Origin of the sequence: Microcoleus sp. OTE_8_concoct_300, from assembly GCF_031383065.1 — a bacterium.
Classification (GTDB): Bacteria; Cyanobacteriota; Cyanobacteriia; order Cyanobacteriales; family Microcoleaceae; genus Microcoleus.
Genome location: NZ_JANMZH010000674.1, coordinates 1 through 12,682, shown reverse-complemented (window position 1 = coordinate 12,682; position 12,682 = coordinate 1). Strand labels below are relative to the sequence as shown.

Here is a 12,682-nt window from a genome sequence, read left to right as displayed (position 1 = left end):
GCACTAAGAGATGTGAGGATAAGATGACAGATAACCTTTTTGTACATGGTGTTGCCAGCGGAGATCCACTTGAAGATCGGGTTATGATTTGGACGCGAGTCACTACACCTACACCCGAACCAGTGGAAGTCAACTGGAAAATAGCAAGCGATTCTGACTTAAGCAAAATTATTGCTTCTGGTACAGCCTTAGCTCAAGCCGATGCAGACTACACAGTTAATGTTGATGTGGTTGATTTGGAGAGTGCAACTCGATACTTTTACCAGTTTGAGGCACTCGGCCAGACATCCCCCGTTGGCAGAACCAAGACATTGCCGACAAACGGTGTTCAGAATCTGCGTTTTGCACAGGTATCCTGCGCGAAATTCAACGCTGGCTTCTTCAACGCCTATAGTCGCATTGCAGCACGCGATGACCTGGACTTCGTACTACATCTGGGCGATTACATCTACGAAGCCTCGAATAAGCCGCCAGCAAGCCAGACACCAGGGGCAGATATTGGTCGCCCCTTCGACCCGCTTCACGAGTGCAAGACACTTGAAGATTACCGCCGCCGCTATGCTCAGTATCGCCGTGACCCTGACGTGCAACGTCTGCACGCAGCGCTACCGCTAATTGCTACCCTCGACGATCATGAATTCGCTGATGGTGCATGGCGTGATGGGGCTAGCGAACACAAGCCAGAACGCGATGGCGATTGGGCTAGCCGTCGGGCTGTCGCATTCCAAGTACGTTGGGAATGGTTGCCAGCACGCAAGCCCGAACCCTCGGATTCACAAAGAGTTTTCCGTAAAGTGTCGCTGGGTGGATTAGCCGATTTAATATTAATTGACACTCGTACTCGTCGTGACGAGCCTGTGCCACCGCCAGCGATGTTTGACCCAGCACGGTCTGCTCTGGGTGTTGAACAACGTACTTGGTTGTTGGAACAGTTTGATACATCGAAAGCTCAATGGAAGTTATTGGCAAACCCATCGGTGATGGCGACAACTTGGAGTAAAGATTTCCCACCAACAATTAAGCAAGCACTGCTGAAGCTGAAGCTAATTGATGTTGACGGTATTGGGCCAGATTACGATCAATGGGACGGTTATCCTGTTGAGCGTGATTTACTTCTGTCGCACTGGCGAGAAAATGACATCAAAAATGTTGTTGTACTCAGTGGTGATGTCCACGTTGGGCTAGCGATTGAGTTAAAGTCAGATGCCTTCAACGAAAAAGAAGAACCAATTGCTGTCGAGTTTGTGACTGGTAGCTTGACTTCACAGAACCTTGCCGACAAAATGGGTTGGGCACCGCGCACAGAGTCTATTCCCATTGAGCAAGAGGTGATGAAGGCTTTTCCCCACATTCGCTGGTGCGACTTTGACATTCATGGTTATAACATTATTGACGTCACTCCCGAACGAGTTAAAGTACAATGGTGGGCTGTTGATACAGTATTGCGTCCTAGCAACGCTGAAACACTGATGGCAGGATGGATGGTTCACTCAGGTAAGCCAAAGCTGACTAAAGCGTAGTCGAAGGTAAACCTCTTCTACCCAACCAGAGCGCCTATAGCTGGTTGGGTAGCAAGGAGATGTCGGACAGAGCAACAACCACCAATCCAAATATCAAAGTCGCTATTGATTATTCGGCGTTGCTGGATTAAGGTATGATAAGCGCGATCGCTCGCTCTTCATCTCACTCGATCGTAATGATTAATTGAATAGGGAACGGGAATACTATTAAACAAAAGAATTGTGAATTAGTAATCGAATTGAATGTTTGAGCATTTCTTCGGACGCGAGAATAACAGAGAGTTTTTCTTTTTAAGCGGGCTATCCGGATGTCTGAGTCTGGTATTTTCTCCTTCAACTCGTGTCATGTAAGTTTTGCAAACAATGTGGTCTCCATCGGTCATAAACATTGGGTAAACCTTCCATCCATCAGTCACATAAAAATAGCATTTCCATTTGCTAACTACCTCATATCATGTCCGGTCGATTACCCTTCATCAGGTAGGGGCCCGTGAGCCAACAAGATCTGCCAACAATCTCCAATCTCAAAAACCCGCCCGGCCGGGATATTATGGTCAATCGATCGGACATGATATCATCCCATAAAGGTTTAAATGTCTGAGCGCTATGATCCCCCAACACCCACCCTAAAATACCTACTTGAAAGTGATTTACTGCCGTCCACAACCAAATTTTATTTTTTTTGACTTAACAAATGTTTCTAGTTCATCTAATTCTCCTACTTCGGGTATGGTTTCTGGAGTGTAATAATCTGGCAGCAGTTCTCCTACTTGTTTAACAAGAGCCATAATTGTTGTATTATGTACGCCTGTAACTCTCTCAATCGCTGGAAATCCCATGCCATTAACATACATCGATAGGCATTGTTGTTTAAGTTCTTTTACGTATCCTTTCTGAGCTTCATAACAGTCTATAAATTGCCTACTACAGTTAACACAAAGATAATTTTGTTTGCCTTTTTTTTGTCCATTTTTGTAAACATGAGTTGACTTACATTCAGGACATTCCATTGATTTTAATTCTCTGTTGATGTTTTTTTGTTACTCTCGATCGCTCTCTATCATAAGCTGTCGCGCATTTAAATTGCATATTTGGGGCGGGCGGGACGCCCACCCCACAAGAGTTTTATTATTTTTTGACATACAATTTAAATCCCGAACAGCTTACCTCAATCCAGCAACGCCCTTAATCGATATCATTCAATCGGACATCAACTACGGTAGCTGACCTAATTTTTGAGTAAGAATCGCTACAGCCACTTCGTAATCCTTTCCGACTAGGTAAGCAAAATGATAATAGCTGGCAAGATAGAAATCGCAACCAAACTTCTGGTAGCGATCGCAAATCGCCAGAAATCCATAACGGGCATCGCTGGGCTTTGTGAACCAATCACGATGGTAAGAGTCCTGAAGAAACAGGGTGAGTGTCTGTTGGTCAGCACTCGGAATCAATCGAAGGGGATGGATGCTGGCATGGTGCGATCGCGGCACTGGCAGCAGCAGGTTATACTCTTCAACTGTGAGAAAATCTGCCAGACTATCTTCGGCGATCTCAAAGTAGGATTCCTCCGGTAACTTGAGAAAATGGTGCCACGCCATCCAAAATTCGTGTTTGCTGTCAAATCCTGGATCGATATCTAATCGCCACTGTCGATCCTGACATAAATCATCGAGAACATCTTGGGGCAAATCCGTGAGTTTCATGAATCGTTTCCCTGCAATCCTTTTAACCACCTAGTTCGACTATTCTAATAGATATCTAGAGAAGCAAGAGATATTTCAAAAGAGCGATCGCCCGCAAATAAAAGGTGCGCGCTCGCACTCCACTTATTCCTAATTCTCTAGCTCCTTTAACGCTTCAAACACCAACACTGAATCGATCGCCCGTAGAGCCTCCGACATTCGCAACTCGTGCGTTCCTCCCACAGTAATATACTGCTTTCCTTTCTTCTGAAGAATCTCAACAAACCACTGGTGCATAGTCATCCGTAAATGTTCGCTTTCTCGCGTTCCATCCTGAACAAACCCGAAATCCGGCTGAGTCAAAATATACAAATCGTAGCGGCGGCTGTCTGCAATTTGCTCGACCATCGGGTGTTCCGAACCAACGTAACGTTGGTGCCAAATACAAGTAGCTAAAGGGTCTGTATCGCAGATAATGACTTTGTTAGCGCGAGTAGCAAGATCGTCTTCTATAGCAGCTTGTTTCTTGGCAATTTCTACAAATTCATAGCTGTCCCAAATTTCAGGATCGGGCGAATATTGCCTACCTTCCCAGTAACACCTGCCGTATTCGGGAACCCAAGCAGTTTGATAGTGCTGTGCGAGCGATCGCGCTAGGGTAGTTGTGCCGCTCGATTCTACACCCAGCACGCAGACTCGTTTGGCAAAGTAGGCTTTAGCTGGGGGAGTCAGCATTTGCCAGTATTCGGCTAAGTGCGATCGCAATTGCGTACCAGAAATCGGGAATTTGAGCCGTTCGCGATCGACTGCAAAGTGTTGAGCTCCCATCAGTTTTGCCCAAGGTTCGCCGTAATCTTCTGAAGTAAAAGCGATATCCGGTTTTCGCCCGGAAAGCACCTCAAGAGTCCTCTGAGCCCAAGGTTCGGGGGCTTCGGGCAAATCGTCGAGCACTTCGATAACTTCTGCGTCGGGATGCAAAAACCGAATCCATTCGGCTCTAACGCTTCCTGCAACTGCTTGATTTGTTTTGCAGGCGGCGAGAACGATTAAACGGTCAACCTTTTTTTTAGCTTCTCGAATTAAGTAGTCGTGTCCTTTGTGGAAGGGGTAAAATTTGCCTACAGTAACACCGAGTATCATAAAGATTGCTGCTGTTTTAACTTTTGTTCCGAGTAAATCCGCTAAAAATTTTGCAGTCCGTAAATCGCCATTAACCAAAATATCGCGTACAAAATACTCGTCAGATATAGCCCGCGCGAGGCATACAAGGGAACGTAAATCGTGTCTGCAACAATCCACAAATACCAGCTTTCGAGATAGCGTTCCATCAGGTATAACTGGGCGATCGCGCTTAAGATGGTGGTCAGGGCGTCCCAAAAGGGTGCTGCACCGCCCAAAGATACTAATACTGTTCGCAAGCCAAATACACCAACTGTAACTAAGACTGCCGTGAGGATGAGCCAGCGTTGGTTTATGCGACATACAGGTTTTTCTGTGCTATTTTCGCCGCCGCGCAGCCAAATATAAATTGCTTGCAAGCTCGTGATTAAATAGAAGAATTGAATCGCAACTTCGCCGTAAAGTTTAACTTTATAAAACACCGCAGCGTAGGCGATAACTCCGATTAAGCCGATCCACCAGCCTAGGGGATTGTTTTTAGCAAGCAGCCAAACGCTCCAAGCAGAAGCGATCGCAGCTATCGCTTCGATTAAGTCGAGTTGGATAGGGACAAACCACTGCACTGAAAGCAGGAGCACGAAGATGCTTGCTGCGAAGCCGATTAAGTTTGGCAGGTTCGCTTTTTTCATGGCAATCCCTATTTCGGCTGGCTATATTGACTGCGAAATCAAATCCGAGTCCTTTTTGTCCTTTGAGCGATCGACACTAAAATCTTCATAGTACGATCGCTCAGTATTCACATCCCACAAATCGTGCTTTTCGCCAAGAATATTTCTCACTGCCAGCATTCCCGTCAGCATAGAATGGTCTTGGTTATTGTAGCGGTGCATACCGTTGCGCCCGATCGTTTGCAAATTGTCAATACCCTTCAAAAAACCTTCAAGTACCCGCAAGTGTCCTCGATATTCCGCATCATAGACTGGATAAGCTTTCGGTTGCCGTATGACAACTCCATCTTCCACATCAGCAGTTGTTGCTAACCCCAAACCAACCAACTCGCGAGTTGCTAATTCGACAAGTTCCGCGTCCGACATTTCCCAAATCTCGTCGCCTACGCTACAGAAATATTCCATTCCTAAACAACTTTTGCTGGCGTCTGGAACTAAAGCGGCGCTCCAATTTTTAAAGTTTTGAATTCGTCCAACTTTGACTTCGGGGGAGTGAATGTAAATCCAGTTATCAGGAAACAAATCCTTGCGATCAACAATCAGCGCTACAATCAAAAAATCTCGATATTTGAGCGATCGCGCGGCGTGCAGCACCTCTTCTGGCGGCTGCGGTTTCATTCTTGCTACCAGCGCCGATATCGGCATACTCGTAATGAAATTATCCGCCGAATATTGAACTAATTCTCCATTCTGCTCAGCAGTAATACTTTTAATTTTATTACCTTCACGCTCCAAGCTAATAACTTTAGTATCCAGATAAACTTTGCCGTCTTTATTCTCCACAGCTTCCGCGAACTTTTCCCACATCATCCCCGGCCCCAAAGCCGGATAGTCAAACTCTTTGATTAATGTTTTAGTGTCGTTGCTACCAAACAAAGCATTAATAATTGCTGTCGTCAGCGACAGTCCTTTAATCCGCTGCGCCGCCCAATCTGCTTGAATTTCCGAACAGGGAATCCCCCAAACTTTTTCAGTGTAAGTCTTAAAAAATGTTTTGTACAAGCGTTCGCCAAAACGATTTATCACCCACTGTTCAAAAGTTTTTTCTTCCCGAAGCGGCCATATTCTAACTTTCATATAGCTCAAAATAATGAGCGTACTTTCAATTATCCCCAAATTAAACAGAGTATTGAAAGCACTGATCGGATAGTTAAAAAATTTACCTCTATAAAAAATTCGTGACAATCGCGGGACTTTAATAAACTCATTTCCCAGTACCTCTTGCCACAACCGCTGCACGGCTTCAACTTTAGTATAAAAGCGGTGACCGCCAATGTCGAAACGATAGCCTTTGTAGGTTTCTGTGCGAGCTATTCCCCCAACTTTATCACCTTTTTCGAGTACAACAGGGATGATCCCTTGCTTGACTAGCTCGTAGGCAGCAGTCAAACCCGCAGGGCCTGCACCGACGATCGCAACAGAATAATGTTTCACTCAGCTTACCTCCAGCTTTTTTCTCGAACCATACAATGATTTATCACTTCTAAAATGGATAGATGCACCCGTGAATACCCTGACAAACTATCGATTGACGTGATGTTGAAGGATAATTTGTCTTGATTTATTGAGCGGATACCGGCAAGCTAACTGTTCCCGTCAAGGGCTTTTTTCGGTATAATAAGTGGCGACCTGTGCCGATCGCAAATGCCAGTCCGCTATAAAAGTAGAAAAGCCAGTGCCAAGGAATTGTTTTCAGGGCAAATACGATACCGTGTTTACGGTAAAAAAATTGGTAAAGCGGTGCATTAATTGCTACCAGGGGTATTGCCAGCAACCCAGCCAGTAGCAGACAGCTCACGGACCAGCACGTCCCCAAAACTGCCAGCAGCACTGCATAAGTTAAAATCACGCTGATGCGGTTTGAAACTTGCAAGTTGAGGTCGTTATTCAATTTACGATCGCGCCAAATCAGTTCTGTCCAAGGCAGCGCTCGGTAGAAAAAGTCAGCTTTCACCATCCCCATCGGTTTCCACCGTTTTAAATGCTTCACCTGCAATGTTTTACACAGCCGAATGTTATAACCTGCTTGTTTCAAACGGTAGCCGAGCTCAATATCTTCGATCGAAGGTTCGCGGTAATTCTCATTAAAACCACCCATCTGCAAAAAAATTTCCCGGCGAATCACTCCGCAAGCTCCCCAAAAAGTCGAAGCTTCTTCGTTAGCTGTTTGGTGTACATAGTGGTGCAGCAAGTTCCTGTACTGCGATAGAAAATCCGGATCTCCAGGAGCATCGTCGTAAGATCCGATGAAAGCAGCTAAGTAGGGATTATTTTTGAACACCGAGATCGCATAGCCCACAGCTTCTGGACAAACAGCTACGTCAGCATCCACAAAAAACAGAATATCTCCCTTCGCAGCTTGCGCTCCCAAATTTCTCGCTCGGGCTGGGCCCCCGGACTCAGGAATTCTGATTAATTTGGCGCCGAATTCCTTGGCCAGGCGCCAGGAACCGTCGCTTTCGCCATCTGCTACTACAATAATCTCCATCGGTCTGGGCACAGCTTGAGCCAGTTTTGACAAACAGGTGCGGAAGAAAGCGCCCCCGTTGTGAACTGGGATAATGACGGATACAGTGGGGTCGGCGGTAGAAATCATCACCTAAATTGTTTAAATTGCAGGGGCCAAAATTTGCTTGAGATTTATTGGTGCTACTTTACGAAGGGTAAAATCAGCTCTACTTTTTTATTTATAACTCGATTTCTGTTTGTATTCAACTATATTTTTTCCTGGTATTCTCGATTGCATTTTTTCCCCTTCATGGCTGTATTCTACGCCATATCTTGCTGAGACTGACCTGAACCATACAACAGCTTTATTAAATCTTTAAATATATCATCGTTTTTGTAAACCTTACAAAAAGCCCCAGCAGCCTTTTTGTGCTGTGTTTCACCGCACAAGATTTTGACTTTATAGTACGTATACAGTATAAAATACAACATACTTTACACGGAAATCCGTCTGCTGTCAGGGCTTGCCCGGTACAGTTTATTTTACAGAGCTCATCCGCGAGTGACTCCTGCACCAAGTCTGTATCCCGACGGCAGTGTCAATGCACATTTTATGATTTTTGGCAATATATATAAAATATACATCTTAAAATTTCCGAGGGTGTACGATCGAGCTTTCGTAATTTGCTAACATACCCTTAGCTAGCTCCCTTTGAGCCAAAACTTTTACATAAACAAGTTTTTATATTACATGAACACCTCCCCAAACAATTTAAATCAGCCATTAGTTTCAGTCATCATACCAGCTTACAACGCTAAAAAATTTATTGCTAAAACATTAGAAACTGTCTTATTTCAAACTTATCAAAACATAGAAGTTTTAGTAGTTGACGACGGCTCTACAGATACAACAGCCGAAATCGTAAAATCTTTTACTCAAAAAGATAGCCGAGTCAGCTTATTGCAGCAGTCCAATGCCGGCGTCGCCGCCGCTCGCAACCTAGCAATTGAAAAATCAAAAGGCGAATATATTGCTCCCATCGATGCCGACGATATTTGGTATCCGCAAAACCTAGAAAAACAAGTGAAATGCCTGACTTCCTCAGCACCATCTGTCGGAGTCGTCTATTCCTGGTCAGTTGATATAAATGAAAAAGACTTACTCACAGGTGGATTTTACAACTCCACGATCGAAGGAGAAGTTTACACAGCATTAGTTTATAAATATTTTATAGGGAATGCCAGCTCATCTCTAATCCGCCGCGTTTGTTTTGCAAAAGTCGGCGGTTACAACTGCAAACTTAAACTAGAAAACGCTCAAGGCTGCGAAGACTGGGAACTTCACCTCCGCATAGCCGAACATTATCAATTTAAAGTAGTGCCAGAATACTTAGTTGGCTATCGGCAGATTATCAGCAGTATGTCTAGCAACTATGCAGCAATGGCAAAATCTCACTCTTTAATTATGGCAGATGTCCGGCAGCAACATCCCGAAATTCCCAGCAGCATTTATCGCTGGTCTAGCAGCAATTTTTACATTTACTTAGCTGTTAAAAGCAACCGCAGCGGCAATCACCGGAGTACATTATCTTGGCTGTATCGAGCTTTCAAAGAAGATTTATTAATGGCACTTTTGCGCCACAATTTGTATTTGCTATCAATAGAAAGTATATTAAAAATAATAGTTCTAGCGCCAACTGAATCAGCGTTAGAGTTACAACAAGCATCAGAATCGGGTGAAGGGACGACACTTGCTAGCATTGAGACGCGAACCAAAGTTCACACCATACTGCCGTCGCAGGTATACGAAAGAATGCGATTCAACAGTTTAGTCGATCGACAATCTAAATAAACCAAACATTGAAAAACCCGGTTTTTTGAATAAACCGGGTTTTTGAGGAAGCTAGAGGGCGTTTAATTATGTCTGGTTGCTCGATCGACAATCAGGAAACAGGGTTAAATAAAAAAATCTAAATTTTCCATTCTTCCTTCTTCCGACTTCCATTCTTCCTTGTTCCGTCTACCTAATCGGCTTCGTAAAACCTATCCAAACTTATCTTTCTTCGCCTTAGGCTTATATAAGATAAGTGGTGTTTACTTTCCTACGCTATTGGGTAGACGGCTAATCTCAAGGTAAGTAGGCTATCCCCCGATCGCCAAAGATTCTTAAGTATGGATCACACGCAGTATGATCAATATAGCGATCCTAAATCATTTGTGAATTTCTTACTCCCTCCCCGAACTCGCGGGGAGGGCTGGGGTGGGGTAAAAAATTTACGACTCATTTAGGATTGCTATAGTCAACTTACCTAAAGTAAATAACTATAGGTAAGTAAGGATAACTATTTGCCAATTAAGTGTTGCTCTCTAAGCGTGAGAAGCTGTAGGAGTTTGAGCTTGTGGCTGCTGGCCGTCTGGCGAAAGGGATTCCCCTTCAATAAACGATCGCAACATCCAAGCCATTTGTTCATGCTGTTCCATCAAACCAGTCAAAAAGTCTGCGGTTCCGTCATCCTTAAACTCTTCACCGCACTGTTCGACGTGTTGGCGGAGATTGCGAATAATCAGTTCGTGGTCATCAACTAAACGCGAGACCATTTCCGTAGCCAAAGGCAAATCGCCAATATGTTCTTTAATCGAGCCATACTTCAGAAAACCCTCAGCAGTACCAATTGGATAGCCACCTAAAGTTCTCACCCGTTCGGCCATAGCATCGATATTTAGTGTTAACGCCTGATAGTGTTCTTCCCACAACTGGTGGAGCGATCTAAACTGCGGGCCCACTACATCCCAGTGATACTTTTTGGTTTTGATTAACAGGAGATAAGCATCTGCCAGGTCGTGATTCAATAGTTCGATAACGCCTGCACGCTGCTCGTCAGATAGACCTATGTTTAACTTACGCATTGAAATTGTTCCTTCAACTCTAACTTTACATTTATTAAAACAAATTTCGCCCGCCACTTACATCAACCCAGAGGACGATCGAAGACCCTCGCACTTTAGTAAAATATCTGCATTTCCGGTTAAATTAATCGCAATATAGATACCCTTAGATAGATGCCATGAAACTTATTGTTCCGGACTGCCTTTGTTTGGCGAACACAGCGATTGGGCGGCAGGTGATCCCCCGCTCAATCCCGTTAGAGAAAAAGGCTGCACTCTGATTGTTAGTAATAATCAAGGAATTTAGGCCCAAGTTAACCAACATCCCACACAATTAATTGTGCGGGCTGCTTTAACTGACGGCATAAGGGACTTGCAATTAAATATAAGCCCAGTTATCCTAAAAGGCTAGGAAACAAATTTTCGGACATGACCGGTTCTGACCTCTGTGATTGGGATGCTAGAAATGATATTGACTGAAACCGTTAAATCGACGTTCAAGGATGCTGCCAAGAAACAGACGGGCGATCGCCCTCGAAACTTTATGGCAAAAGTGGCGGAAGACCCAGATCAAATACAGCCGTGAAACCCTTTGTCCCATCTGGTAGACGGCCGGGAGAAGTTGTGTACTCGCTTCACCTTCAGGAACACTTGCTGCTGTGACCACCACAGCACTAAGCCGAAGGTATCAACCGCAGTGCCGCGTTTTGGGCCCGCAGGTGCATGAAGGCTTTGTCAAACCAGACCCTCTGATGAACCATCGTTGCAGTGACAATTGTTGAAACCTGGTTTTTGGCGGATGGCGTGTCAGGACAGATTAAAAAAAAGCAGTCCTCAGCGTTTGCAGCGAGGAGGAGATCGAGGGCATTACAGTTTTTCCTATATGGGGAATACGGGCTAAAGTAGCCGTAGGAAAGATTGATCCATACTTTTACTAACTGTGCTACTTTCATCAGAAATTTGGGTTTGAAACCCCGTCCTTCTAGGACGGCTTTACATGAATTTTTGTTAATACCTACCATTTCACCCAAGACGTGCTAGTATGTGAAATGGTGTACTTAAAATAAGTATGACACTAAAAGCCTTCAGCTATCGATTCTACCCAACGCCGGAACAAGAAAGTTTGTTGCGACGTACTTTGGGTTGTGTTCGTTTGGTCTACAACCGTGCTTTAGCCACAAGAACTGAAGCTTGGTACGAAGAACAGAAACGGGTAGGCTATGCTGAGACTTCTTCAATGTTAACCGAATGGAAGAAAACAGAAGAGTTGAATTTTCTGTCGGAAGTTAGCTGTGTGCCATTGCAGCAATGTTTGAGACATTTACAAACGGCTTATACCAACTTTTTTGATGGGCGGGCAAAATATCCTAACTTCAAAAAGAAACGCAATGGTGGTAGTGCAGAATTTACCAAGTCAGCATTTAAGTTCAGAGATGGACAAGTCTACCTAGCAAAAAGCACACAAGCGTTACCAATTCGCTGGAGCCGGACACTACCTGATGGTGCAACACCATCAACCTTAAGCGTGAAGCTTGCACCATCAGGTAGGTGGTCAGTTTCTCTGTTGGTGAATGTTGAAATTGAAGCATTACCTCAGTCAGGCAGTCAAGTTGGTATCGACCTGGGAGTTACAAGCTTGCTCACTCTAAGCACTGGCGAAAAGATTGCCAATCCCAAAGGATTCAAGGCAAAATATCGCAAACTTAGAAGAGCGCAAAAATCTTTAAGTCGCAAGCAAAAATGGTCAAACAACCGTCACAAAGCACGGCTTAAAGTAGCGAAAGTGCATCAAGAAATCACTGATGCAAGGAAAGATAGTCTTCACAAGTTAACAACGCGGTTGGTGTGTGAAAACCAAACCATCGCCGTAGAAGACTTAGCTGTGAAAAATATGGTTAAAAATCCCAAACTTGCCCTAGCTATAAGTGATGCAAGTTGGGGGGAATTAGTCGGACAACTTGAATACAAGTGTAAGTGGTACAGCCGTACTTTAATTAAGATTGATCGCTGGTTTCCGAGTTCTAAACGGTGTGGCAATTGCGGACACATCGTTGACAAGATGCCGTTAAATATCCGGGAATGGGATTGTCCTAATTGCGACACTCACCATGACCGAGATATTAATGCGGCAAAAAATATTTTGGCGGCAGGGCTTGCCGTGTCAGTCTGTGGAGCGACCGTAAGACCAGAACAGAGTAAATCTGTTAAGGCTGGTGCGAAATCCCCTAGGGGACGGAAGCAGAAACCTAAGTCGTGAGTCTTAGGAATCCCCGTGCGTTTACGCCGGGGTGGATGTCAA

10 protein-coding genes and 2 pseudogenes are annotated in these 12,682 nt (G+C 44.5%); 3 read left to right on the top strand and 9 right to left on the bottom strand.

What is annotated here, in order from left to right; translation table 11 throughout:
• Nucleotides 1-23 precede the first annotated feature (23 nt).
• Complete coding sequence (locus tag ACUVJL_RS30535; RefSeq protein WP_445249266.1) at nt 24-1,520, top strand: alkaline phosphatase D family protein; 1,497 nt, start codon at nt 24-26, stop codon at nt 1,518-1,520.
• Nucleotides 1,521-1,678: 158 nt separating this feature from the next.
• On the opposite strand, the pseudogene ACUVJL_RS30530 reads toward ACUVJL_RS30535, so the two are convergent.
• The 7 genes and pseudogenes from ACUVJL_RS30530 to ACUVJL_RS30500 form a co-directional block, all read right to left on the bottom strand.
• A pseudogene (locus ACUVJL_RS30530) lies at nt 1,679-1,969 on the bottom strand (IS1 family transposase); the annotation flags it as partial.
• A 130-nt stretch (nt 1,970-2,099) separates the two neighbouring features.
• Nucleotides 2,100-2,530: pseudogene (locus ACUVJL_RS30525) on the bottom strand (IS1 family transposase); the annotation flags it as partial.
• 204 nt (nt 2,531-2,734) lie between these two features.
• Entirely contained in the window at nt 2,735-3,223 is a 489-nt protein-coding gene (locus tag ACUVJL_RS30520; RefSeq protein ID WP_445249265.1) for a hypothetical protein, read from the bottom strand.
• Nucleotides 3,224-3,352: 129 nt separating this feature from the next.
• Nucleotides 3,353-4,342 carry an AAA family ATPase gene (locus ACUVJL_RS30515; RefSeq protein ID WP_445249264.1) on the bottom strand — a complete coding sequence of 330 codons (990 nt, stop codon included), beginning with the start codon at nt 4,340-4,342 and terminating at the stop codon, nt 3,353-3,355.
• A gap of 41 nt (nt 4,343-4,383) precedes the next feature.
• Entirely contained in the window at nt 4,384-5,010 is a 627-nt protein-coding gene (gene pnuC / locus ACUVJL_RS30510) for a nicotinamide riboside transporter PnuC (protein WP_445249263.1), read from the bottom strand.
• 21 nt (nt 5,011-5,031) lie between these two features.
• Complete coding sequence (locus tag ACUVJL_RS30505) at nt 5,032-6,483, bottom strand: NAD(P)/FAD-dependent oxidoreductase (RefSeq protein ID WP_445249262.1); 1,452 nt, start codon at nt 6,481-6,483, stop codon at nt 5,032-5,034.
• Nucleotides 6,484-6,610: 127 nt separating this feature from the next.
• Nucleotides 6,611-7,645: a glycosyltransferase gene (locus ACUVJL_RS30500; protein WP_445249261.1), complete on the bottom strand. Its 1,035-nt coding sequence runs from the start codon at nt 7,643-7,645 to the stop codon at nt 6,611-6,613.
• 603 nt (nt 7,646-8,248) lie between these two features.
• Between ACUVJL_RS30500 and ACUVJL_RS30495 the strand changes: the two genes are divergently transcribed.
• The gene (locus ACUVJL_RS30495; protein WP_445249260.1) at nt 8,249-9,349 is read left to right on the top strand and encodes a glycosyltransferase family 2 protein; all 1,101 of its coding nucleotides are present in this window, start codon (nt 8,249-8,251) and stop codon (nt 9,347-9,349) included.
• Between the two features lie 515 nt (nt 9,350-9,864).
• On the opposite strand, the gene ACUVJL_RS30490 is transcribed toward ACUVJL_RS30495, so the two are convergent.
• Entirely contained in the window at nt 9,865-10,404 is a 540-nt protein-coding gene (locus tag ACUVJL_RS30490; RefSeq protein WP_332953341.1) for a Dps family protein, read from the bottom strand.
• Between the two features lie 653 nt (nt 10,405-11,057).
• Nucleotides 11,058-11,336, bottom strand: coding sequence for a hypothetical protein (locus tag ACUVJL_RS30485; RefSeq protein WP_445249259.1), 279 nt, complete (start codon nt 11,334-11,336; stop codon nt 11,058-11,060).
• A gap of 116 nt (nt 11,337-11,452) precedes the next feature.
• Between ACUVJL_RS30485 and ACUVJL_RS30480 the strand changes: the two genes are divergently transcribed.
• Nucleotides 11,453-12,640, top strand: coding sequence for an RNA-guided endonuclease InsQ/TnpB family protein (locus tag ACUVJL_RS30480; protein ID WP_445249258.1), 1,188 nt, complete (start codon nt 11,453-11,455; stop codon nt 12,638-12,640).
• The last annotated feature ends 42 nt before the right edge of the window (nt 12,641-12,682 follow it).